The organism is Klebsiella sp. WOUb02 (assembly GCF_050058015.1).
In the GTDB taxonomy this organism is placed as follows: Bacteria; Pseudomonadota; Gammaproteobacteria; order Enterobacterales; family Enterobacteriaceae; genus Klebsiella.
This window is the reverse complement of record NZ_CP170110.1, coordinates 504,922-528,957: the sequence shown is the minus strand read 5'-3', so window position 1 is coordinate 528,957 and position 24,036 is coordinate 504,922. Positions and strand designations below refer to the sequence as shown.

The following is a 24,036-nucleotide window of genomic DNA, read 5'->3' as shown; positions in this document are numbered from 1 at the left end:
TTCAGGAGTTACCCATGTTAAACCAGGACACGATTTACACTCCCTATAACGGTTCCGTATTACTGGAAAACCCGTTACTCAATAAAGGGCTGGCATTTACTGACGGCGAGCGCGATGCCTTTGGCCTGCACGGCTTTCTGCCGCAAAAGGTGGAAACGATTGCGGAGCAAACGGCAAGAGCCTGGGAACAGTTTTGCCAGTTTAAACGCGATATTTCTCGCCATATTTATTTACGCAATATCCAGGATACTAACGAGACCTTATTTTATAACGTTCTGCGCACGCATATGACTGAAACCCTGCCTATCGTCTATACGCCGACGGTTGGCGAGGCCTGCGAACACTTTTCGGAAATTTATCGTCGCGCCAGGGGCCTGTTTATCTCATGGCCGGACCGCCACCAAATTGATGAGATGCTGCAGAGCTTCTCGCGCAACGATATCCGGGTCATCGTGGTCACCGACGGCGAGCGCATTCTCGGCCTCGGCGACCAGGGCGTCGGCGGGATGGGGATCCCGATTGGCAAACTCTCGCTCTATACCGCCTGCGGCGGCATTCATCCGGCCTCTACCCTGCCGATCATGCTTGACGTCGGCACCAACAACGCGCAGTCTGCTCGATAATCCGCTGTATATGGGCTGGCGCCATCCGCGCATCGACGACGATAGCTACCTTGAGTTTATGGATATGTTTATTGAGGCGGTGAAGCGCCGCTGGCCTGAGGTGCTGCTGCAGTTCGAAGATTTTGCCCAAAAGAACGCCACCCGCCTCCTGCAGCGCTATCGCGATCGGCTGTGCTGCTTTAACGATGATATTCAGGGCACTGCCGCCGTGACGACGGGTACCATCATCGCCGCCGCTCAGGCGGCCGGCAGCCGCTTATGCGATCAGCGCGTGGTGTTCTTAGGCAGCGGCTCCGCCGGCTGCGGGATTGCGGAAAAGATCGTCGCGATGATGGTTGATGATGGACTGTCCGAGCGCGAGGCCCGCGGCCGGGTGTTTATGGTCGACCGCTGCGGCCTGCTGACGGACGCGCTCCCCGAGCTGCTCGATTTCCAGCAAAAGCTGGTCACCTCCCGGCACAGCATTGCCCACTGGGACGTCGGCACCGGACCCGTCTCGCTACTTGACGTTGTGCGTCACGCGCATCCGACGGTAATGATCGGCGTTTCAGGGCAGCCCGGTCTGTTCAGCGAAGAGATTGTCAAAGAGATGCATCGGCACTGCGCCCGCCCGATTATCATGCCGCTTTCGAACCCAACCTCTCGCGCCGAGGCCCAGCCTGCGGATCTGATCGCCTGGACCCAGGGGGCGGCGCTGGTCGCCACCGGCAGCCCTTTCGCCCCGGTGGTTTACGCCGGAAAAACCTACGATATTGCCCAGTGCAATAACGCCTATATCTTCCCCGGCCTCGGACTCGGCGTGCTGGCCGGCAGGGTAGAGCGGATAACGGAAAAGATGCTCACCGCCGCCAGCCGCACCCTGGCCGCCCACTCCCCGCTGGCTGCGGCGGAAAGCGGCGGACTGCTGCCGCCGGTGGCGGAGATCGAAACGATATCGCGCGCCATTGCCCTGGCTATCGCGAAGGTCGCACAGCAGGAGGGCGTGGCGCCGCAGCTAAGCGAAGAGCAGCTGATTGCCCGCATCGAACAAACCTACTGGCAGTCGCGCTACACCGCCTATAAGCGCTCATCGTTCTGAAAAAACGGCTCCGGCTGGTAATGTGATGTCCGGGAAGCAGATGGCTTCCCGGCCTTAGAGGAGGCCTGCGTGATAAATGTCCTGATTATCGATGACGATCCGATGGTCGCTGAGCTAAACCGCCTGTTTCTCAGCCGGCTTGCCGGCTTTTGCTGCTGCGGCATCGCCCCGACCCTCGGCGAAGCGCGGCATATCATCAGCGAACGGCCGCAGGGCATTGACCTGATCCTGCTCGATGTTTACATGCATAAGGAAAACGGCCTGGACCTGCTGCCGACGCTGCGCCGGGAAGAGCACGATATCGACGTCATTATGATCACCTCCGCCGCCGACGCGGCCACCGTGCAGAGCGCTATAGGCTACGGCGTGGTAGATTACCTGATCAAGCCCTTTCAGTTTTCCCGCTTTGAAGAAGCGCTGACCGCCTGGAGCCACAAGCGCAGCCTGCGCCGCGCCATCTCCTGCTACCAACAGTCGGATATTGACGATCTGCTCAATCGCGCCGCGCGGCAGCACGCGGAGAGCCGCCGATTGCCAAAGGGGCTGACCGCCGAAACGCTGCGCACGGTGTGTCGCTGGATAGGCGATCATCCTGACGCCGAGTTTTCAACCAATGAGCTGGCAGCACAGCTGGATATCTCCCGGGTCTCCTGTCGCAAATATCTGCTCTGGCTGGCGCAGATCGATATTTTGCACATGAGCAACCACTACGGCGCCACGGGGAGGCCAGAGTACCGCTATCGGCTGATTGTGGAACATGACTCGCTGCTCAAACAATTTAGCCACTGACGCGCCGGCGTGCAGTGGCTAAATAATCGTTACCTTGGGCGCCAGGCGGCGCTATTTCTTCTTCGGAAAGAGCTCTTTGCGCTTATAGGGTTCGATTTCCCCGGGTTTGCGGGTCTTCAGCAGCTTGAGGATCCAGGTGTACTGCTCGGCGTGGGGCTTGACGAAAATTTCCACCTCTTCGTTCATCCGCCGGGCAATAGTATTGTCATCGGCCTCCAGCAGGTCGTCCATCGGCGGGCGCACCAGCACCGTCAGACGATGGGTTGTGCCATCGTAGACCGGGAACAGCGGCACCACCCGCGCCCGGCAGACCTTCATCAGGCGGCCGATCGCCGGCAGCGTGGCTTTATAGGTGGCGAAGAAATCGACGAACTCGCTGTGCTCCGCGCCGTGATCCTGATCGGGCAGGTAGTAGCCCCAGTAGCCCTGACGCACCGACTGAATAAACGGCTTGATGCCATCATTGCGCGCGTGCATGCGCCCGCCAAAGCGGCGACGAACGGTATTCCACACGTAATCAAATACCGGATTTCCCTGATTATGGAACATCGCAGCCATTTTTTGTCCGCCGGAAGCCATCAGCATGGCCGGGATATCCACGCCCCAGGCGTGCGGCACCAGGAAGATCACCTTTTCGTTATTACGCAGCATCTCGTCGATGATCTCTTTGCCCTGCCAGTCGACGCGGGAAAGAATGCGCTGCGGATCGCGCAGGCCAAGTTCCGCCATCATCACCATCGCCTGCGGCGCAGAAGCGTACATCTCGTCAACAATCGCTTCGCGCTCCTGCTCGCTCTTTTCCGGGAAACAGTACAGCAGGTTGATCTGCGCGCGGCGGCGCGAGCTTTTAGCCAGCCGGCCGACAAAGCGCCCCAGCTTGCCGAGAAGCGGATCGCGGAACGACGGGGGCGTCAGCGCAATCCCCGCAAAGGCAATAACGCCCAGCCACGCGCCCCAGTAGCGCGGGAATAAGAAGGATTTCTCAAATTTTGGAATAAACTCAATATTATTTTTTTTCGTTTCCATGCCCGATCCGCAAAAATAGTGCTGAATAAAGATAAGAAGATACTTAAGGCTATAGTTTAGCGACGCCCAGGGGAAGGTACAAAAGAAAAAGCCGGCGCGCGCGGGCACCGGCTTTTATTAACAGTACGTTAGTCGAAGCGCAGCTGCGGCATCACTTCTTTCACCTGCGCCAGATAATCCGTGCGGTCGGAACCGCTCAGCCCTTCCGTACGCGGCAGTTTCGCCGTCAGCGGGTTTACCGCCTGCTGGTTAATCCATACTTCATAATGCAGATGCGGCCCGGTAGAACGGCCGGTATTTCCCGACAGCGCAATGCGGTCACCGCGCTTCACCTTCTGCCCCGGTTTCACCAGCAGCTTGCGCAGGTGCATATAGCGGGTGGTGTAGGTACGGCCATGGCGCACGGCAACGTAATACCCCGCCGCGCCGCTGCGTTTGGCCACCACCACCTCGCCGTCGCCGACGGAAAGCACCGGTGTGCCCTGCGGCATCGCGAAGTCTACGCCGCGGTGTGGCGCAACGCGCCCGGTCACCGGATTGAGACGGCGCGGATTAAAGTTGGACGACACGCGGAACTGGCGCGCGGTCGGGAAGCGCATAAAGCCCTTCGCCAGACCGGTACCGTTGCGATCGTAGAACTTGCCGTCTTCGGCACGGATCGCATAGTAATCCTTGCCGTCCGAACGTAAGCGCACGCCCAGCAGTCTGGCTCTGCTCGCGCTTGCCGTCAAGCATTTCGCGCGACATCAGCACCGAGAACTCATCGCCCTTTTTCAGCTTGCGGAAGTCCATCTGCCACTGCATGGCCTTAATCACCGCGCTGACCTCAGCGCTGGTGAGGCCCGCGTTACGCGCGCTGGAGACGAAGCTGGCGCCAACGGTGCCTTTCAGCACGTTGTTGACCCAGTCCCCTTTCTGCAGCTCGCTGCTCATCTTAAAGCCGTTACCTACGCGGTTATAGGTACGGGTTTCGCGACGGGACATTTCCCAGGTCAGGCTTTGCAGATCGCCATCCGCCGTCAGGGTCCACGAGAGTCTGCTGGCCAATTTTGAGGTTGCGCAGCTCCTTATCAGCGGTCGATAAAAGGGAGATATCGCCCATTTCGATACCGTACTGATTGAGGATGCTGCTGAGGGTATCGCCGGTGGATACGACGTACTCGTGACCGCCTGAATCGTCGTCCGCCTTATCGTCCAGTTCGTCCTGGGGGATGGCTTCTTCCTCCTGCGCGGCCTGATCGATAGGTTCAGAGGCTTCCGGCAGCAGGGAACGTATTTCGCTTTTCTCCAGCTCAATCGTTCTGACAATAGGGGCTGATTCGTGGTGGTAGATGTACGGTCGCCAGACGGCGACCGCTAAGGTTAGAACGCTCAGCGACCCCAGCATAACGCGGTGAGGTCGCGGCAAATTGTTAAATGCCTGAGTGACAGCGCGGGCTATCTGTTGCACGTATTCACTTCCTCGTTAATCTCCTTTCAGGCAGCTCGAATACTGGTTCGCCAGTTGGGTCAGGAACTGAGGGTAACTTTCTTTACCCAGCTTAATTCCAATACCCAGCGGATCGAGGGTTCCCATGCGCACGGAGGTCCCTCTGGCAACAGCTTCTATAACGGCTGGCCTGAACTGTGGCTCAGCAAAAACGCAGGTCGCTTTTTGCTCAACCAGCTGTGTTCTGATTTCGTGTAAACGCTGCGCACCAGGCTGAATTTCAGGATTGACGGTGAAATGACCAAGCGATGTCAGACCGTAGTGTTTTTCAAAGTAGCCGTAGGCATCATGAAAAACGAAGTACCCTTTCCCTTGCAGCGGTGCCAGCTCGTGGCTCACCTGTTTATCGGTCGAGGCCAATTTTGCCTCAAACTCCTTCAGGTTGGCGTCAAGCCGGGCTCGACTCTGCGGCATAAGTTCCAATAATTTATCGTGGATTGCAACCGCCGAAAGCCGCGCTATCTCTGGGGATAACCACAGATGCATGTTGTATTCGCCGTGATGGTGATCGTCGTCACTTTTTCCACCCGCAGCGTGGTCATGGTCGTGATGGTCATCGTCGTCATCGGCGCCTTTCATGAGCAGCGGTTTCACGCCGTCAAGCTCGGCGATCGTCACCTTTTTGTTTGGCGCAATGCTTTGCGTTGACTTATCCATAAAGGCCTCCATCTCCGGGCCGATCCACACCACTAAGTCTGCGTTCTGTAAGCGTTTTGCGTCGGATGGACGCAGAGAATAGTCGTGTTCGGAGGCGCCGTCGGGCAGCAGCACCTGGGTGTCGGTGACCCCGTCAGCGATGGCGGAAGCGATAAAGCCAAGAGGTTTCATTGAGGTCACCACGGCGGCATTCGCCGCGGGCGCCAGGGTGAACAAAAAAGCGGCGCTAAGTCCAGCGCAAAGAAGCGTATTTTTATGTAACATAATGCGTCTAATCATCGTAATGAATGAGAAAGATGTGATATTATAACATTCACTAGCTTGTGCAACCCTTAATTTGACATGACAAATCTTGTAACTTTGGAAAACGTCTCGGTGGCCTTCGGCCAGCGACGCGTGCTGTCTGACATTTCGCTCACGCTTAAACCAGGCAAAATTTTGACCCTGCTCGGCCCGAACGGCGCCGGTAAATCGACGCTTGTACGGGTCGTTCTCGGGCTGGTAGCACCCACTGACGGCGTTATCAAACGCGAGGGAAAGCTGCGCATTGGCTATGTCCCACAAAAATTACACCTCGATGCCACGCTGCCGCTCACCGTCAGCCGCTTTTTACGCCTGCGCCCCGATACGCGTAAGCAGGATATCCTGCCCGCGCTGAAGCGCGTCCAGGCCGGGCACCTTATCGATGCCCCGATGCAGAAACTCTCCGGGGGCGAAACGCAGCGCGTGCTGCTCGCCCGCGCGCTGTTAAATCAGCCGCAGTCTGCTGGTGCTTGATGAGCCGACGCAGGGCGTCGACGTCAACGGCCAGGTGGCGCTGTATGACCTGATAAACCAGCTGCGTCAGGAGCTTAACTGCTCGGTGCTGATGGTCTCCCACGACCTGCACCTGGTGATGGCGAAAACCGACGAAGTCCTGTGCCTGAACCAGCATATCTGCTGCTCCGGCACGCCGGAGGTGGTCTCCATGCACCCGCAGTTTATCTCGATGTTCGGCCCGCGCGGCGCGGAACAGCTGGGCATTTATCGCCACCATCATAATCACCGCCACGACCTGCAGGGGCGGATTGTACTGCGTCGGGGAAATGAGCGCTGATGATTGAACTACTGTTACCCGGCTGGCTGGCCGGGGTGATGCTCGCCTGCGCCGCCGGCCCGCTGGGCTCGTTTGTGGTCTGGCGCCGGATGTCCTATTTTGGCGATACTTTGGCGCACGCCTCGCTGCTCGGCGTCGCTTTTGGCCTGCTGCTCAACGTCAACCCCTTCTACGCCGTTATCGCCATCACCCTGCTGCTGGCCGGCGGGCTGGTATGGCTGGAGAAGCGCCCTCACCTGGCCATCGATACGCTGCTGGGGATTATGGCCCACAGCGCGCTGTCGCTGGGCCTGGTGGTGGTCAGCCTGATGTCGAACGTCCGCGTCGACCTGATGGCCTACCTGTTCGGCGATCTGCTGGCGGTGACGCCGACGGACCTGATCTCGATTGCCATCGGGGTGGCGCTCGTGCTGGCCATTTTGCTCTGGCAGTGGCGCAACCTGCTGTCGATGACGATCAGCCCGGACCTGGCGTTCGTTGACGGCGTGAAGCTGCAGCGGGTAAAGCTGCTGCTGATGCTGGTCACCGCGCTGACCATCGGCGTGGCGATGAAGTTTGTCGGGGCGCTGATCATCACCTCGTTGCTGATTATCCCCGCCGCCACGGCGCGGCGTTTTGCGCGTACGCCGGAGCAAATGGCGGCTATCGCCGTTGGCATCGGCGCGATCGCGGTAACCGGGGGATTGACCTTTTCGGCGCTGTACGATACCCCGGCCGGTCCGTCGGTGGTGCTGTGCGCCGCGCTGCTGTTTGTCTTCAGCATGATGAAGAAAGCGGCCGCCTGAACCCTCTTGCGCCGGTAGCCCTTCGCGGGGCCACCGGCTGGCGCGTCCGGCTAGGGCATTTCCGGCGGCTGGATGCCAAAGTGGTTCCAGGCGCGGACCGTCGCCATTCGTCCCCGCGGCGTGCGCTGCAGGAACCCCTGCTGGATCAGATACGGCTCCAGCACGTCCTCAATGGTTTCACGCTCTTCGCCGATCGCCGCCGCCAAATTATCCAGGCCCACCGGGCCGCCGAAGAATTTATCGATCACCGCCAGCAGCAGCTTGCGGTCCATATAGTCAAAACCTTCGGCATCAACGTTAAGCATATCCAGCGCCTGGGCGGCAATGTCGAGGGAGATGCTGCCGTTGTGACGCACCTCCGCAAAGTCGCGCACCCGCCGCAGCAGGCGGTTGGCAATACGCGGGGTGCCCCGCGCGCGACGCGCCACTTCCAGCGCGCCCTCTTCGCTCATCTCCAGCCCCATGTAGCGGGCGCTGCGGCTCACAATGTGCTGCAGATCGGCAATCTGGTAAAACTCCAGCCGCTGGACGATGCCGAAACGGTCGCGCAGCGGCGAGGTTAACGAACCGGCGCGCGTGGTCGCGCCAATCAGGGTAAAGGGCGGCAGATCGATCTTTATCGAGCGCGCCGCGGGTCCTTCACCAATCATGATATCCAGCTGATAATCCTCCATCGCCGGATAGAGCACCTCTTCCACCACCGGCGAAAGGCGGTGAATTTCATCGATAAACAGCACGTCGTGGGGTTCAAGGTTGGTCAGCATCGCCGCCAGATCGCCCGCTTTTTCCAGCACCGGCCCGGAGGTGGTACGCAGGTTGACGCCCATCTCATTGGCGACGATGTTGGCCAGCGTGGTTTTCCCCAGCCCCGGAGGGCCGAAGATCAGCAGATGATCGAGCGCGTCTCCGCGCAGCTTAGCCGCCTGGATAAAGATCTCCATCTGCGAGCGCACCTGCGGCTGGCCCACGTACTCTGCCAGTAATTTAGGACGGATTGCGCGATCGACCGACTCTTCAAACCCGTTGCTGTCCGCCGATACCAGCCTGTCTGCTTCAATCATCCCTTACCTCACAACGCGGCGCGCAGCGCTTCGCGGATTAGCGTTTCACTGTTGGCGTCCGGACGGGCGATTTTACTCACCATGCGGCTGGCCTCCTGAGGTTTATAGCCCAGCGCCACCAGGGCAGCAACCGCTTCCTGTTCGGCGTCGTCATCGGACGGGCCGGCCGGCGAGGTCAGCACCAGGTCCGCCGCCGGAGTAAACAGGTCGCCGTGCAGACCTTTGAAACGATCTTTCATTTCAACGATCAGCCGCTCTGCGGTTTTCTTACCGATGCCCGGCAGCTTCACCAGCGCGGCGAGCTCCTCGCGCTCAACGGCATTGACGAACTGCTGCGCCGACATCCCGGAGAGGATCGCCAGCGCCAGCTTCGGCCCGACGCCGTTGGTCTTAACCAGCTCGCGGAACAGCGTGCGCTCCTGCTTGTTATTAAAGCCATACAGCAGTTGCGCATCCTCGCGAACCACAAAATGGGTGAAAACGACGGCTTCATGACCCACGTCCGGCAGCTCGTAAAAGCAGGTCATAGGCATATGCACTTCATAGCCAACGCCTCCGGTTTCCAGTAATACCAGCGGGGGTTGTTTTTCGAGAACGATGCCTCTGAGTCTGCCTATCACATGCTGCTCCTGCGTTAAGGGCTAAAGTATCTGCCGGTATCATAAAAAAAGGCTGGATAAATATCCAGCCTGATTTGACGCTATCGCAAGCGCCCACGCGCCAGATTTAGCCGGCTATCGCCTATCTGCGCCGCGTTCTGACTGACGTGACAGTGGGTAATCGCAATGGCCAACGCATCCGCCGCATCTGCCTGAGGGTTAGCCGCCAGCTTCAGCAGAGTGCGCACCATATGCTGCACCTGGCTTTTTTCCGCGCTGCCGATGCCGACCACGGTTTGCTTGACCTGCCTCGCGGCGTACTCAAAGACCGGCAGATCCTGATTGGTCGCCGCGACGATAGCCACCCCGCGCGCCTGCCCCAGCTTCAGCGCCGAGTCGGCGTTTTTCGCCATAAAAACCTGTTCAATGGCGAAATAGTCCGGCTGGAACTGGGTGATGATTTCCGTGACGCCCGCGTAAATCAGCTTCAGGCGCGACGGCAGGTCGTCCACCTTAGTGCGAATGCATCCGCTGCCAAGATAGCTGAGCTGCCGTCCGACCTGGCGGATAACGCCATAGCCGGTAATGCGCGAACCCGGGTCAATACCGAGAATAATAGCCATCACGCATCTCCGGTAATAACGAATCCCTGAAACCCTAAGTATTTCAGCTCACAGCCAGGCGGCCACGCAGCGCATCCCCGGGAGCGTAGATTCACTACCTGGCCGGGGTCAGCGAGGAGAGCCAACGCCGCTGTGGGCCGAAAGATTACGGGTATCACAGCGTTGCTGCGACCTCATCAGAGATCTCGCCGTTATGATAAACTTCCTGCACGTCGTCGCAGTCTTCCAGCATATCGATCAGGCGCAGCAGCTTCGGCGCGGTTTCCGCGTCCATATCGGCTTTGGTCGACGGGATCATCGAGACTTCTGCCGCGTCGGCCTTCAGGCCGGCCGCTTCCAGCGCGTCGCGTACGGCGCCCATCTCTTCCCACGCGGTATAAACGTCAATCGCGCCGTCGTCGTAGGTCACAACGTCTTCCGCACCGGCTTCGAGAGCCGCTTCCATGATCGCGTCTTCATCGCCGGCTTCGAAGGAAATGACCCCTTTTTTGCTGAACAGATAGGCCACGGAGCCGTCGGTGCCGAGATTGCCGCCGGTTTTGCTGAAGGCGTGGCGCACTTCGGCAACGGTACGGTTGCGGTTGTCGCTCAGGCATTCAACCATCACCGCCGTGCCGCCCGGGCCGTAGCCTTCATAAATGATGGTTTCCATGTTCGCGTCGTCATCGCCGCCTACGCCACGGGCGATAGCGCGGTTCAGGGTATCGCGGGTCATGTTGTTGGACAGCGCTTTATCAATCGCTGCGCGCAGACGCGGGTTAGAGCCCGCATCGCCGCCGCCTAAACGCGCGGCGGTAACCAGTTCGCGAATAATTTTAGTGAAGATCTTACCGCGCTTGGCATCCTGTGCCGCTTTGCGGTGCTTGGTGTTGGCCCACTTACTATGACCTGCCATAAAAAACTCTCCAAAAATGCCGTTGTCCCAAAGCCTTCTGACGCGCAAAAGGCCGGGAATATTAGTTGGCGTTAATTACAAATTCTTCAATCGCCTGCCGGTTACTCCACGACTTGGTCAACGCGGCGGCTTCCGTCGCATCGACCCAGCGGTAATCCAGATGTTCGGTAAAAACAATCCGGCGTTCACGAGGGAGCGCAAGGCGGAACCAAAATTCCGTATTGCGCTCAACGCCCGGCGCATAGCGATGACGTAAATGAGAAAAGATCTCGAAATCCACCGTGCGCTGACAGTCAATTAAGGCCAGATGCTCATCGGCAACATCTATTGCGACCTCTTCCTTTACTTCGCGCGCGGCGGCTTGCAGCGCGGTCTCCCCCTCTTCCAGGCTGCCGGTCACCGACTGCCAGAAAGAGGAATCATCGCGCCGCTGCAGCATCAGCACCCGCTGTGTATCTTCGGCATAAATCACCACCAGTACAGAAACGGGGAGCTTGAATGACATATTACTTGTTCTCCAGAGACTCTTTTGTCTCTTTCGCCACAACCTGAATACCTAATTCGCCCAGCGAAACCGGATTGGCGAAGCTCGGTGCTTCGGTCATCAGACAGGCGGCGGCGGTAGTTTTCGGGAAAGCGATAACGTCGCGGATGTTATCGGTGCCGGTCAGCAGCATTGTCAGACGGTCGAGACCAAACGCCAGGCCGGCATGCGGCGGCGTACCATATTTCAACGCATCCAGCAGGAAGCCGAACTTCTCGCGCTGCTCCTGCTCGTTGATCCCGAGGATAGCGAATACGGTCTGCTGCATTTCACCGCTGTGAATACGCACCGAACCGCCGCCGACTTCGTAGCCGTTAATGACCATATCGTAGGCGTTAGCAATCGCCGTTTCCGGCGCGGTTTTCAGCTCGTCCGCGGTCATATCGCGCGGGGAGGTGAACGGGTGGTGCATCGCGGTCAGGCCGCCTTCGCCATCGTCTTCAAACATCGGGAAATCGATAACCCACAGCGGCGCCCATTTGGCTTCGTCGGTGAGGCTAAGGTCTTTACCCAGCTTCAGGCGCAGCGCGCCCAGAGCATCGGCAACCACTTTCTTATTATCGGCGCCGAAGAAAATCATATCGCCGTCCTGCGCCGCGGTGCGCTCGAGAATGGCATCGACGATTTCCGCGTTGAGGAATTTAGCCACCGGGCTGTTGATGCCTTCGAGGCCTTTCGCGCGCTCGTTGACCTTCATGTACGCCAGGCCTTTCGCGCCGTAAATCTGCACGAATTTACCATACTCATCGATTTGCTTACGGGTCAGCGCAGCGCCGCCAGGCACGCGCAGCGCGGCAACGCGGCCCTTGGCATCGTTCGCCGGGCCGGAGAAGACGGCAAATTCAACCGCTTTCACCAGATCGGCAATATCCACCAGCTCCAGCGGGTTACGCAGGTCCGGCTTATCGGAACCGTAGCGACGTTCGGCTTCGGCAAAGGTCATGATCGGGAACTCGCCCAGATCCACGCCCTTCACGTTCAGCCACAGCTCGCGCACCAGCGCTTCCATCACTTCACGCACCTGCGGGGCAGTCATGAAGGAGGTCTCCACGTCGATCTGGGTGAATTCCGGCTGGCGGTCAGCGCGCAGGTCTTCATCACGGAAGCATTTGACGATCTGATAGTAGCGATCGAAGCCGGACATCATCAGCAGCTGTTTGAAGAGCTGAGGGGACTGCGGCAGCGCGTAGAACTTGCCTTTATGCACGCGGCTCGGAACCAGATAGTCGCGGGCGCCTTCCGGCGTGGCCTTGGTCAGCATCGGGGTTTCGATATCGAGGAAGCCGTGCTCGTCCATAAAACGGCGAACCAGGCTGGTGATTTTTGCCCGCGTTTTCAGGCGCTGGGCCATTTCCGGACGACGCAGATCCAGATAGCGGTATTTCAGTCGCGCTTCTTCGGTGTTGACGTGGTTGGAATCCAGCGGCAGCGCTTCCGAGCGGTTGATGATGGTCAGATCGGAAGCCAGCACTTCGATGGCGCCGGTGGCCATATCGCCGTTGACATTTTTGTCGTCACGCGCGCGCACGGTGCCCGTCACCTGGATACAGAACTCATTACGCAGTTCGGAGGCCAGCTTTAATGCATCCGCACGTTCCGGATCGAAAAACACCTGCACGATGCCTTCGCGGTCACGCATATCGATAAAGATAAGGCTACCAAGATCACGACGGCGGTTGACCCAACCACACAGAGTCACCTGCTGCCCCACGTGGGACAGACGCAGCTGCCCGCAATATTCTGTACGCATGAGATATCCCTTAACTTAGCCGCTGGCGGATTGTTGCCTGCTCTGCAGGCCACGAAGTCGCGGCTTTAGCTGAATGTCACAACTGAATGAAAAAAGGCGGCTATTATACTGGAAATTCTGCCGCACGATAAGCCCGACGCAGTTTGTACGTTGCTTTGCTGCGCGCTTATTGGCTACGCTCACAAAAATTAACAAAATTTGTTACCCTGACGCGGGAATGGCAACGGTATTGTAACGGCCAAACTACAGAGGATACGAGGATACTATGCCAGAACTTAATGCGAAAAAAACGGCGCTTGTGGTCATCGACCTGCAGGAAGGCATTCTACCGTTCGCCGGCGGCCCACACCGCGCCGATGAGGTGGTCGCTCGCGCCGCTCGTCTGGCGGAGAAATGCCGTCAGCAGGGCTCGCCGGTTATTATGGTCCGCGTCGGCTGGTCTGCCGACTTCGGCGAAGCGCTAAAACAGCCGGTTGACGCGCAGACGGGCGCGCATGCGCTGCCGGACAACTGGTGGACCTGGCCGCTTGCGCTGGGCAAACAGGATAGCGATATCGTAGTTACCAAACGCCAGTGGGGCGCGTTTTACGGCACCGATCTCGAGCTGCAGCTGCGCCGTCGCGGTATCGACACCATTATTCTGTGCGGTATCTCAACCAATATCGGCGTTGAATCCACCGCGCGCAACGCCTGGGAGCTGGGCTTTAATCTGCTGGTCGCCGAAGACGCCTGCAGCGCCGCTTCCGCCGAGCAGCACCAGAGCAGCATGACGCACATCTTCCCGCGCATTGCCCGCGTGCGCAGCACTGAGGACATTCTCGCCGCGCTATGATCTATATTGGGCTCCCGCAATGGTCGCATCCGAAATGGGTGCGCCTTGGCATAACCAGTCTGGAACAGTACGCTCGCCACTTTAACTGCGTTGAAGGTAATACGACCCTCTACGCGTTGCCTAAGGCTGAGATCGTGGCCCGCTGGTTCGATCAAACCCACGACGACTTTCGCTTTTGCTTCAAGTTTCCGGCCACCATTTCGCATCAGGCGGCGCTGCGCAACTGCGGCGACCTAAGCCGCGAGTTTTTTACCCGCCTCGCGCCGCTGGAGACGCGTATCGGCCAGTACTGGCTGCAGCTGCCGGCGACGTTCGGCCCGCGGGATCTCCCCGCCCTGTGGCAGTTTCTCGACGCGCTCCCCGCCGGTTTTACCTACGGCGTCGAGGTGCGGCATCCGGCCTTTTTTGCCAAAGGCGACGACGAGCAGCAGCTCAACCGCGGGCTGCACCAGCGCGCCGTTAACCGGGTGATCCTCGATAGCCGCCCGGTGCACAGCGTTATCGCCCGCAGCCAGGCTGCGCTCGACGCGCAGCGTAAAAAGCCGAAGCTGCCGGTCCACGCGGTGGTCACCGCGCAGCATCCGCTGGTGCGCTTTATCGGCAGCGACGATATGGCGCAGAACCACGCGCTGTTTCGCATCTGGCTGCAGACGCTGCCGAAGTGGAGCCACTCGACGACGCCCTACCTGTTCCTGCATACGCCGGATATCGCCCACGCGCCGGCGCTGGTCGACACCCTGTGGGCAGATTTACGCGCGGTGTTGCCCGAAGTGGGCGCGGCGCCGTCAATTCCGCAGCAGACCTCTCTTTTCTGATATCCTGCTATGATAGTCGGAGCCATCTGACAACGTGAAAGGGAGTTTTTTGTATGGTCAGCGCGCTGTATGCCGTCCTGGGTGCGTTATTGTTAATCAAGTTTTCTTTTGACGTCGTACGCCTGCGTACGCAGTATCACGTTGGCTACGGCGACGGCGGCTTTAGCGAGCTGCAGGTCGCTATTCGCGTGCACGGCAATGCGGTTGAGTACCTGCCGATCGGCCTTATCCTGCTGCTGCTCGTCGAAATGGACGGCGCGCAGAACTGGATGGTGCACCTTTGCGGTATTTTGCTGATCGCCGGCCGGCTGATGCACTCTTACGGCTTCCACCACCGGCTCTATAGCTGGCGCCGTTCCGGCATGAGCGCCACCTGGTGCGCGCTGGTGCTGATGGTGCTCGCCAACCTGTGGTATATGCCCTGGGAGTTGGTTTTCTCCTTGCATTAGCGCACAATACGCCGTTTTCGTTTTTTCGGGCTTAACCTTATGTCTCACCGCGATACCCTTTTTTCCGCGCCGATCGCCAGCCTCGGCGACTGGACCTTTGATGAACGGGTTGCTGAAGTCTTCCCGGATATGATCCAGCGCTCCGTTCCCGGCTACTCCAATATTATTTCGATGATTGGCATGCTGGCCGAGCGTTTTGTGCAGCCCAATACCCAGGTCTACGATCTCGGCTGCTCCCTCGGTGCGGCCACGCTCTCTATACGACGTAATATTTCCCACGCCGGCTGCCGGATTGTGGCCGTCGATAACTCCCCGGCGATGATCGAGCGCTGCCGTCGCCATATCGACGCCTACAAGGCGCCGACGCCGGTAGACGTAGTGGAAGGCGATATTCGCCACGTCGCCATCGAAAACGCCTCGATGGTGGTGCTCAATTTCACCATCCAGTTCCTTGAGCCCGCTGAGCGCCAGGCGATTCTGGACAAAGTCTATCAGGGGCTGAATCCGGGCGGCGCGCTGGTGCTGTCGGAAAAATTCAGCTTCGAAGACGCCAGCGTCGGCGAGCTGCTGTTCAACATGCATCACGACTTTAAGCGCGCCAACGGCTACAGCGAGCTGGAGATCAGCCAGAAGCGCAGCATGCTGGAAAACGTCATGCTCACCGATTCGGTAGAAACCCATAAAGCGCGGCTGCGCAAGGCCGGATTCGAGCATGCCGAGCTGTGGTTCCAGTGCTTTAACTTTGGCTCACTGGTGGCGGTGAAGTCCGGGGAAACGGCATGATCGATTTCAGCAATTTTTATCAGCGCATCGCCAAAGGTCCGCTCTCCCACTGGCTGGAGACGCTGCCCGCTCAGGTTGCCGCCTGGCAGCGCGAGGCCCTGCACGGTAAGTTCCGCGAATGGGAACGGGCGGTGGAGTTTCTTCCCGAGCTCGCGCCCTATCGTCTGGACCTGCTGCACAGCGTGACCGCGGAAAGCGAAGTTCCGCTGAGCGAAGGCCATCGGCTGCGGATTGAAAACCTGCTGCGTAACCTGATGCCGTGGCGCAAAGGCCCGTGGTCGCTCTATGGCGTGAATATCGACACCGAATGGCGTTCGGACTGGAAGTGGGATCGCGTTTTGCCGCATCTTTCCGATCTGACCGGCCGGACGATCCTCGACGTCGGCTGCGGCAGCGGCTATCACATGTGGCGGATGATCGGCGCCGGGGCTCATCTGGCGGTGGGTATCGACCCGACCCAGCTGTTTTTATGCCAGTTCGAAGCGGTGCGCAAGCTGCTGGACAACGACCAGCGCGCCCATCTGCTGCCGCTGGGTATTGAGCAGCTGCCGGCGCTAAACGCCTTTGACACCGTATTCTCAATGGGGGTGCTGTATCATCGCCGCTCCCCGCTCGACCACCTGTGGCAGCTCAAAGATCAACTGGTTGAAGGCGGCGAGCTGGTGCTGGAAACGCTGGTGGTGGAAGGCGACGAAAATACCGTGCTGGTACCGGGCGATCGCTACGCGCAGATGCGCAACGTCTACTTTATTCCTTCGGCGGCGGCGCTGAAAATGTGGCTGGAAAAATGCGGTTTTGTCGACGTGCGTATCGTTGACGTCTGCGTAACCAGTACCGAAGAGCAGCGCCGCACCGAATGGATGACCACCGAATCGCTGGCGGATTTCCTCGACCCCAACGACAGCAGCAAAACTCTCGAAGGCTATCCCGCCCCGCTGCGCGCGGTGATTATCGCTACCCGGCCCGAAACCCAACAGTCGCTGGCCAAAAAAGCGCGCTAGCCCCCGGCCTGCTGCCGCAAAATGGCATAAAAAAAGGCCCCTGTTGAAATTGCAGGGGCCTGGTACGGGCAATCATCATATTGGGCGACATGATGTGCAGCAAAAAACGGTTTTCTTTCTCTGCTCTCCGGGTTTGAGCTCACCAGCCCGCAGGCTGCGCGCAAACAACGCGGGGCACTCAGGCGGAAATAATGCTCTTCATTTCCGCCACCGCTGCGCCGTTAACGGCATAGCGGGAATATTCATCTGCCTCCGGGTCTGTCGACATCGACAGCCGCGGATTACGAAAGCGCATCGGCGAAGGCAGCCACTGACCGGCGGAGCTATGCACTTCCTTGACGCCGGCGTCCAGGAACTGCGCCAGGTTTGCTGCCCGCACGCCTGCTCCGGCCATAATGATTGGAGTATCGCCCAGGGCAATAAGTTCCATAATTAATGAAATACCTTTTTCTGCGCTCGCCTGCTGGCCGGAGGTCAGGATGCGCGCAACGCCTGATTCAGCCAACGCAGCGTAGGCCTGATGCGGGTTTGCGCACATATCGAAAGCCCGGTGGAAGGTCACCGCCAGCGGCCCCGCCGCGGCCATGATTTTCCGCATGCGCGCGGTATCAACCCGGCCATCGGCGTCCAGAACGCCAATCACGAGGCCCGGGAAGCCCAGCTCCCTCACCGTTGCCACGTCGTCGAGCATCGCGGCAAACTCACCCTCGGTATAGCAAAAATCACCGCCGCGCGGGCGAATAATCGGATGCACCGGGATAGTCAGCGCCCTGCGGGCCGCTTTGAGCACGCCCAGCGACGGCGTTAGCCCTCCCTCCTGCGGCGCGGCGCACAGTTCGATGCGGTCAGCGCCGCGTCGCTGCGCCTCCTCGGCGCACTCCGTGCTGTAACAGCACACTTCCAGTAACGTCATTCCCTTCTCCACTCACGCCGCGGGCAACACAGCATGTCACGATTTTTCTGTTCAGAAGCCGCGCGGCTTCACACTGTTACGCATCCGTTGTTTCACTGGCGATAATTTGCTCGATGGACCACGGATGAAATTTGATCGTCACGCTCCCGTCCGTCACCGCCAGCGTCGGATTCGCCAGGCGCTCGCGCTCCCCTTTCGGCGAGCTGGTTTTGACGAAGATCCCCGGCTGGCTGAGGCCGTCGTCGGAGAGCAGCGCCAGCGCGCGGGCATTAAGCGTTTCCGGGTCGCCGGCGAGCACAATCTCCACGTGCTCCCAGCCCTCGTGCGGGTAGCGCTTTTCTCCGGGCCACGGCAGCTCAACCACGCTAAAGCGCCAGTGCGCCACGCTGACAGGTTCATCCAGCTTAAACAGGCAGATAGGCCGACCGTTAATGGTGTTTTCTGAGAGCAGCGTGCCGCACTGCTCAAGCCCGAGCCGCCAGCGCTCAGCTGTCGTATTCTGGTGACAGCGCAGAGAGATATGGTCCGCAGAGAGTGGCGCAATATCCAGCCCGAGCCGCGCCGCCAGCCGGCCTAAGGCCTCGCTGAAGCGCGGCAGATCCGCGGAAATATCCTGTAGTTCATCAATTTGCTGCCAGTTCGCCATTCTTGACCTCGGTGCTCGCTAAAGGGGCTAATTTATCGCGTTTCCCGGCGGCGACCAACCCGCAATCTGCGTTATCCCGCCCACGCTGGTTATTCGTTAAGCACGCCGCCCGGCAACGCGCGCGCAGGGCTGACGCAGGGGTGCAAATGCAGTATACTCCTGCCCTAATTTGTCCACATTCCGGCGCCACCCCGCAGGGGTTACGGCGCCTTAAAAGTAAGGTATTCCGGTGAATATTCAGGCTCTTCTCTCAGAAAAAGTCAGCCACGCCCTGATCGCGGCAGGCGCCCCTGCCGATTGCGAACCTCAGGTCCGCCAGTCAGCAAAAATCCAGTTCGGCGACTATCAGGCCAACGGCGTGATGGCGGTGGCTAAAAAACTGAGTATGGCGCCGCGACAGCTGGCAGAGCAGGTGCTGTCTCATCTCGATCTGAACGGCATTGCCAATAAGGTCGAAATCGCCGGACCTGGCTTTATCAATATTTTCCTCGATCCGGCGTTTTTAGCGGAAAACGTCAGCAGCGCGCTGGCCTCCGAACGCCTGGGCGTCGCGCAGCCGCAGGCGCAGACGGTAGTTATCGATTACTCCGCCCCGAACGTAGCGAAAGAGATGCACGTTGGCCACCTGCGCTCTACCATCATCGGCGATGCCGCGGTTCGCACCCTCGAGTTCCTCGGCCACAAGGTGATTCGCGCCAACCACGTCGGCGACTGGGGCACCCAGTTTGGGATGCTGATTGCGTATCTCGAAAAGCAGCAGCAGGAAAACGCCGGTGAAATGGCGCTGGCGGACCTCGAAGGCTTTTACCGCGAAGCGAAAAAGCACTACGACGAAGACGAGGCCTTCGCCGAGCGCGCGCGCAGCTACGTGGTTAAGCTGCAGGGCGGCGACGAGTACTTCCGCCAGATGTGGCGCCAGCTGGTCGACATTACCATGTCGCAAAACCAGATTACCTATAACCGCCTGAACGTGACCCTGACCCGCGACGACGTGATGGGTGAAAGCCTGTATAACCCGATGCTGCCGGATATCGTTGCCGATCTGAAAGCCAAAGGTCTGGCCGTCGAGAGCGAAGGCGCCACCGTCGTATTCCTTGATGAGTACCAAAACAAGGAAGGCGAACCGATGGGCGTGATCATCCAGAAAAAGGATGGCGGCTATCTCTACACCACCACCGATATCGCCTGCGCCAAATACCGCTACGAAACCCTGCACGCCGATCGCGTGCTCTACTACATCGACTCCCGCCAGCATCAGCACCTGATGCAGGCGTGGACCATCGTGCGCAAAGCCGGCTACGTGCCGGATTCCGTCCCGCTGGAGCACCATATGTTTGGCATGATGCTCGGTAAAGACGGTAAGCCGTTTAAAACCCGGTCCGGCGGTACCGTGAAGCTTGCCGACCTGCTGGACGAAGCGCTGGAGCGCGCGCGTCGCCTGGTTGCCGAGAAAAACCCGGATATGCCTGCCGACGAGCTGGAGAAGCTGGCCAACGCGGTCGGGATCGGGGCGGTAAAATATGCGGATCTGTCCAAGAACCGCACCACCGACTACATCTTCGACTGGGACAACATGCTGGCGTTTGAAGGCAACACCGCGCCTTACATGCAGTATGCCTATACCCGCGTGCTGTCGGTGTTCCGTAAAGCGGAAATCGACGAAAGCGTGCTGGCCGCGGCGCCGGTTATCATCACCGAAGATCGCGAAGCGCAGCTGGCCGCGCGCCTGCTGCAGTTCGAAGAGACGCTCACCGTCGTGGCGCGTGAAGGGACTCCGCACGTCATGTGCGCCTACCTGTACGATCTGGCCGGCCTGTTCTCCGGCTTCTACGAACACTGCCCGATCCTCTCCGCGGAAAGCGAAGAGACGCGCAACAGCCGCCTGAAGCTGGCGCAGACTGACCGCCAAAACGCTTAAAACGGGTCTGGATACCTTAGGCATTGAAACCGTCGAGCGAATGTAATACCGCTCCGATCGACGATAAAGAAACCGGCTCAGGCCGGTTTCTTTTTTTGCACGCTTCCCGGCCGCGCGGCGCCGGGCCGGGGAACGTCTTATCCTCAGAAATACCGGCGTAGATATTCCGTCATGCACAGGATCGCCATCGCCTGCCCGTAGGGCATCGAGGTCAGCGGGATCTGGCGATAGAAATCGAGATCCGACCCCATTCCGGTACCGAATGAGGTTTGCAGCAACTCCCCCTGCGGGGAGATATTTTGCACAATCCCGCGCATGGCCTTCTCCGCGACGCGCTCATACTCCCGGCTCACGTAGCGTTTACGTACCGCCTTCAGGATACCGTAGGCAAAACCGGCGGTTGCCGACGCTTCAAGGTATGAATTCGGGTCGTCCAGCAGCGTATGCCACAGACCGCTCTCGTCCTGACACTGCGCCAGCGCCGCAATTTGCGCATTCAGCACCTGAAGCAGATAGCGCCGCACCGCGCTGTGCTCGGGGAGCTCCACCAGCTCGAGAAGGTCCGGGATCGCCATCGTCAGCCAGCTATTGCCCCGCGCCCAGCGGGCCCGGGCGAAATTATGCCGCCCGTCATAGCTCCAGCCGTGGAACCACAGCCCGCTCTCCCGGTCCATCAGGTTCTGCACGTGGAGTAAAAACTGGTATATCGCCTCTTCCACATACTGCGGTCGGTTGAGCAATTTACCGATCTTCGCCAGCGGCAGCACGGTCATCATCAGCGTGTCATCCCACATCTGCTGATGATTCTCCTCCGCCAGGGTGATGTGCTGCATCCCGCCATGATCGGTACGCGGCATCTCGTTCATCGCCCACTCGGCCCAGCCGTCGAGCCACGGCAGATACTCCTGCCTGCCGGTCTCCTCATAGCGCCAGGCCAGGGTCAGGAATGGCGCCATGGTGTTGACGTTTTTGCTGGTCGCGCCTTCAGCGAAGCGATCCGCAAACCAGCTATCGATAATATCGCGCATCGCGATATCTCCGGTCTGCCGGTAGTACTGATAGATCCCGTATAGACCGACGCCGTGGGTCCACTCCCAGCCGGCCCACCCTTTGGTATCAATGACCCGCCCATCGTCCAGCCGTAGCAGAAAGGCGCCCGTTTCATCCTTAATATTGACCAGATTATCGGTCACCTTTTGAATAAGCTCCTGCAGCTCGTTGCGCGCAATAAAGCGCTCCGGCTGACGCAGTAAAGGGCTATGTTTGACAGGCCAAACCTTCATATTATTAACCTCTGTTCAGTGTCGAATTCATTTCAGCAGCCTGCCTGAGCGACGGCGCGGCAGGCTTATTACGATTCAGATAGCCGATGTTGTTGTTTCCCCACAGGCACGCGTAGGGCATACCGGCCAGCATCTCCACCACCGCCCGATCCTCGGCGCGGGTCAGCTCCGGCTGCGCCCGGCCCGATTCGCGCATCTTGCGCGTTTCGGCGCGCAGCACGCCGTGCGTCTCGAGGTTGAGCTTAAAGCGCAGGGAGACGAGGAAGCCGCAGGCCAGCACCAGCAGCGTGCCCACGCTCAGAATTAGCAGGATGGTGTGGCTGACCTCATAGGGCTGAGCCTTCTGCCCGGAAACAAAGCCGGAGAGCTGCATAATGATGCCGACCAGCATCACCGCCCCCGCCTGGGAAGCCTTGCGGGTCAGCGTCATAATGCCGGCGAAAATCCCCTCCCGGCGCTGGCCGGTAATCGCCTCGTCGACGTCGGCAATATAGGTGTAGGTGTTCCACGGAACGTAGTTGATCCCACCGCGGCCGAGGCCGGCAATGGCGGAAATCAGCAGCAGCAGCGAATAGACGTCGCTCAGCCCGGCATAGTAAAGCAGCGCATAGGAGAGCGAGCCGAGGCCGAACAGAACCACCACCATCCGATAGGACGGCGCCGGCCCAAAGCGAATGCACAGCGGGATCATGGCAATGACCGCAATAAACTGGAAGATCGCCATGGTGCCAAGCAGGCTGGAGGCCACCGCGGCTTCCTGCATCAGCACAAAGACCACGTAGTAGGTGAAGACGGCGTTAAACACGTCCTGGGCAATATAGCCGCCAAGATACATGCCCAGATGCTGGCGGAAGATCTTAATACGCAGCGTCGAGGTGAGCTCAATAAACAGACGATTGAGGCTCTGCGCCAGCGACAGATTGCGCTTCTCCTCCTCGGCCCGCAGCGCCGTCGCCGACCACTCTTCGCGAGGGCGCTCCCAGGTAAAGAACCAGACAAAGGTCAGCATCGCCGCGCACAGGACCGAGAACACCAGGCTTGCGTAAAAGAAGGAGACGGCATTGTCCTTACCAAAGTGGCTAAGCAGCACGCCCGGCAGGAATGAGGCGAGGATTGCCGACAGCTGCGCCATTGAAATACGCGCCCCGGAGAATTTCGTTTTCTGTTTAAAATCATCGGTCATTTCCGGGACCAGGGTTTCGTACGGCACCAGAATCATGGTGTAGACCATATCGAATAGCAGATAGGTCAGCAGGTAGTACCAGAACCCCATATCGCCCACCCACATTATTGAGTAGCTGAATACGCAGGGGATCCCCAGCAGAATAAAGAACTTTCGCCTGCCGAAGCGTCTGCCGAGCCTGGTAGTGCCGAAGTTATCGGTGAGGAAGCCCATCAGCGGGCTAATCACCGCATCCAGCACCCTGGCGGTGGCAAAGATAAGCGTCGCCTGAATCGGCGACAGGCCGCAAAAGGTGGTATAAAAATAGAGCAGCCACGCCGCGGTAAGCGCCGTGGTTCCCGCGCCGAGGAAGTCGCCCGATCCATAGGCAAGATAGTTAGCCAAACCGATTTTCCGTGTTTTCATCGCCGTAAATCCTGTGTCGTTTTTTTTAGAGAACTCCGACAATCTTTCTGGCCAGGCCAAAAGGGAGTGGGTACCTGGCTACAGTAAAAGGATGGAAACGGGCTTACCTTTTCATTTTTGCCAGCCCTGCCCCGGCGATGGCAAAAACGCAAAGAGAGGGTGAACGCGCATCACCAATTTATAAAACAGCATTTCTTTTATAGCAAAACTAACGGCCATTTTTGCGAGAGGGCTGCCAAAAATCGCGCTTTCGCCCCCTGCGCAATAGCGAACCGTGCCGCAGACAATAGCCCTTGCGGGAACAGGGAAATCGGAGTAAAGAAAAGAAGAAGGGTTATTTTGCGTATCTTAAGGAGGCTTGATGCCCTACTCACATCTGCTCGTAGCCGTTGCCCCAACGCCGGAAAGCCGTACGCTTATCAACAAAGCGGTCTCTATCGCCCGTCCGCTTGACGCTAAAATTAGCCTGATCACGCTGGCAACGGACCCGGAAATGTATAACCAGTTTGCGGCGCCGATGCTGGAAAACCTGCGGGACCTGATGTATGAAGAGACCCGCGGTTTTCTCAACGGCCTGGCTCAGGATGCCGGTTATCCGATTGAGAAAATCACCATCGCCAGCGGCGAGCTTGGCCATCACGTGAAGGATTTCTGCCAGCAATATAGGGTGGACTTGGTGATTTGCGGCAACCACAACCACAGCCTGTTTTCCCGCGCGACCTGCTCGGCAAAAAATATCGTCGGCAGCAGCGGCGTTGACGTGCTGCTGGTATCGCTGGAGAAAGGCTAGCGC

General features: G+C 59.0%; 20 protein-coding genes and 4 pseudogenes. 11 read left to right on the top strand and 13 right to left on the bottom strand.

What is annotated here, in order from left to right; genetic code table 11:
* The first annotated feature begins 14 nt into the window (after positions 1–14).
* Both ABOC21_RS09210 and dcuR read left to right on the top strand, forming a co-directional pair.
* A pseudogene (locus ABOC21_RS09210) lies at positions 15–1,701 on the top strand (NAD-dependent malic enzyme).
* 69 nt (positions 1,702–1,770) lie between these two features.
* A complete protein-coding gene (gene dcuR / locus ABOC21_RS09205) occupies positions 1,771–2,490 on the top strand; it encodes a two-component system response regulator DcuR (protein ID WP_426814336.1) in 720 nt (239 codons plus the stop codon).
* Positions 2,491–2,541: 51 nt separating this feature from the next.
* Here the strand turns inward: dcuR and lpxM are convergent, their stop codons facing one another.
* From lpxM to znuA, 3 genes and pseudogenes are all read right to left on the bottom strand, one after another.
* Positions 2,542–3,516 carry a lauroyl-Kdo(2)-lipid IV(A) myristoyltransferase gene (gene lpxM / locus ABOC21_RS09200; RefSeq protein ID WP_426814335.1) on the bottom strand — a complete coding sequence of 325 codons (975 nt, stop codon included), beginning with the start codon at positions 3,514–3,516 and terminating at the stop codon, positions 2,542–2,544.
* Between the two features lie 128 nt (positions 3,517–3,644).
* Positions 3,645–4,966, bottom strand: a pseudogene (gene mepM / locus ABOC21_RS09195) (murein DD-endopeptidase MepM).
* Positions 4,967–4,981: 15 nt separating this feature from the next.
* Positions 4,982–5,926: a zinc ABC transporter substrate-binding protein ZnuA gene (gene znuA, locus ABOC21_RS09190; protein ID WP_426814334.1), complete on the bottom strand. Its 945-nt coding sequence runs from the start codon at positions 5,924–5,926 to the stop codon at positions 4,982–4,984.
* 78 nt (positions 5,927–6,004) lie between these two features.
* Here znuA and znuC point away from each other — a divergent pair.
* Together znuC and znuB are read left to right on the top strand one after the other, a co-directional pair.
* Positions 6,005–6,758: pseudogene (gene znuC, locus ABOC21_RS09185) on the top strand (zinc ABC transporter ATP-binding protein ZnuC).
* Positions 6,758–7,543 (top strand): zinc ABC transporter permease subunit ZnuB, encoded by a 786-nt coding sequence (znuB, locus tag ABOC21_RS09180; RefSeq protein WP_426814333.1) that lies wholly within the window; start codon positions 6,758–6,760, stop codon positions 7,541–7,543. The pseudogene znuC and the gene znuB overlap by 1 nt, the downstream one beginning before the upstream one ends.
* A gap of 50 nt (positions 7,544–7,593) precedes the next feature.
* Here the strand turns inward: znuB and ruvB are convergent, their stop codons facing one another.
* From ruvB to aspS, 6 genes are all read right to left on the bottom strand, one after another.
* Entirely contained in the window at positions 7,594–8,604 is a 1,011-nt protein-coding gene (ruvB, locus tag ABOC21_RS09175) for a Holliday junction branch migration DNA helicase RuvB (RefSeq protein ID WP_426814332.1), read from the bottom strand.
* Positions 8,605–8,612: 8 nt separating this feature from the next.
* A complete protein-coding gene (gene ruvA, locus ABOC21_RS09170) occupies positions 8,613–9,224 on the bottom strand; it encodes a Holliday junction branch migration protein RuvA (protein WP_426814331.1) in 612 nt (203 codons plus the stop codon).
* Positions 9,225–9,304: 80 nt separating this feature from the next.
* A complete protein-coding gene (ruvC, locus tag ABOC21_RS09165; RefSeq protein ID WP_426814330.1) occupies positions 9,305–9,826 on the bottom strand; it encodes a crossover junction endodeoxyribonuclease RuvC in 522 nt (173 codons plus the stop codon).
* Positions 9,827–9,980: 154 nt separating this feature from the next.
* Positions 9,981–10,721 (bottom strand): YebC/PmpR family DNA-binding transcriptional regulator, encoded by a 741-nt coding sequence (locus tag ABOC21_RS09160; protein ID WP_426814329.1) that lies wholly within the window; start codon positions 10,719–10,721, stop codon positions 9,981–9,983.
* A 61-nt stretch (positions 10,722–10,782) separates the two neighbouring features.
* A complete protein-coding gene (gene nudB, locus ABOC21_RS09155) occupies positions 10,783–11,226 on the bottom strand; it encodes a dihydroneopterin triphosphate diphosphatase (protein WP_426814328.1) in 444 nt (147 codons plus the stop codon).
* Position 11,227: 1 nt separating this feature from the next.
* Positions 11,228–13,015: an aspartate--tRNA ligase gene (gene aspS, locus ABOC21_RS09150; RefSeq protein WP_426814327.1), complete on the bottom strand. Its 1,788-nt coding sequence runs from the start codon at positions 13,013–13,015 to the stop codon at positions 11,228–11,230.
* A 265-nt stretch (positions 13,016–13,280) separates the two neighbouring features.
* Between aspS and ABOC21_RS09145 the strand changes: the two genes are divergently transcribed.
* From ABOC21_RS09145 to cmoB, 5 genes are read left to right on the top strand one after another with little or no spacing between them, the layout of a single operon-like run.
* Positions 13,281–13,847 carry a hydrolase gene (locus ABOC21_RS09145; protein ID WP_426814326.1) on the top strand — a complete coding sequence of 189 codons (567 nt, stop codon included), beginning with the start codon at positions 13,281–13,283 and terminating at the stop codon, positions 13,845–13,847.
* Positions 13,844–14,662: a DUF72 domain-containing protein gene (locus tag ABOC21_RS09140; RefSeq protein WP_426814325.1), complete on the top strand. Its 819-nt coding sequence runs from the start codon at positions 13,844–13,846 to the stop codon at positions 14,660–14,662. Before ABOC21_RS09145 ends, ABOC21_RS09140 begins: the two co-directional genes overlap by 4 nt.
* 53 nt (positions 14,663–14,715) lie before the next feature.
* Complete coding sequence (locus ABOC21_RS09135) at positions 14,716–15,111, top strand: MAPEG family protein (protein ID WP_426814324.1); 396 nt, start codon at positions 14,716–14,718, stop codon at positions 15,109–15,111.
* 39 nt (positions 15,112–15,150) lie between these two features.
* Positions 15,151–15,894 (top strand): carboxy-S-adenosyl-L-methionine synthase CmoA, encoded by a 744-nt coding sequence (gene cmoA / locus ABOC21_RS09130; RefSeq protein WP_426814323.1) that lies wholly within the window; start codon positions 15,151–15,153, stop codon positions 15,892–15,894.
* Positions 15,891–16,895, top strand: a complete 1,005-nt coding sequence (gene cmoB / locus ABOC21_RS09125; protein ID WP_426814322.1) for a tRNA 5-methoxyuridine(34)/uridine 5-oxyacetic acid(34) synthase CmoB — start codon at positions 15,891–15,893, stop codon at positions 16,893–16,895. The genes cmoA and cmoB overlap by 4 nt, the downstream gene beginning before the upstream one ends.
* A gap of 178 nt (positions 16,896–17,073) precedes the next feature.
* Here cmoB and cutC read toward each other — a convergent pair whose 3' ends face one another.
* Together cutC and ABOC21_RS09115 are read right to left on the bottom strand one after the other, a co-directional pair.
* Positions 17,074–17,808 carry a copper homeostasis protein CutC gene (gene cutC, locus ABOC21_RS09120; RefSeq protein WP_426814321.1) on the bottom strand — a complete coding sequence of 245 codons (735 nt, stop codon included), beginning with the start codon at positions 17,806–17,808 and terminating at the stop codon, positions 17,074–17,076.
* Positions 17,809–17,884: 76 nt separating this feature from the next.
* Positions 17,885–18,454, bottom strand: a complete 570-nt coding sequence (locus ABOC21_RS09115; protein ID WP_426814320.1) for a VOC family protein — start codon at positions 18,452–18,454, stop codon at positions 17,885–17,887.
* 229 nt (positions 18,455–18,683) lie between these two features.
* Between ABOC21_RS09115 and argS the strand changes: the two are divergent.
* A pseudogene (argS, locus tag ABOC21_RS09110) lies at positions 18,684–20,418 on the top strand (arginine--tRNA ligase).
* A gap of 97 nt (positions 20,419–20,515) precedes the next feature.
* On the opposite strand, the gene ABOC21_RS09105 reads toward argS, so the two are convergent.
* Together ABOC21_RS09105 and ABOC21_RS09100 are read right to left on the bottom strand one after the other, a co-directional pair.
* Entirely contained in the window at positions 20,516–21,655 is a 1,140-nt protein-coding gene (locus ABOC21_RS09105) for a glycoside hydrolase family 88/105 protein (RefSeq protein ID WP_426814319.1), read from the bottom strand.
* 4 nt (positions 21,656–21,659) lie between these two features.
* Entirely contained in the window at positions 21,660–23,243 is a 1,584-nt protein-coding gene (locus ABOC21_RS09100; RefSeq protein ID WP_426814318.1) for an MFS transporter, read from the bottom strand.
* Between the two features lie 361 nt (positions 23,244–23,604).
* Here ABOC21_RS09100 and uspC point away from each other — a divergent pair, with 361 nt between their 5' ends.
* Positions 23,605–24,033: a universal stress protein UspC gene (uspC, locus tag ABOC21_RS09095; protein ID WP_426814317.1), complete on the top strand. Its 429-nt coding sequence runs from the start codon at positions 23,605–23,607 to the stop codon at positions 24,031–24,033.
* Positions 24,034–24,036: the final 3 nt, after the last annotated feature.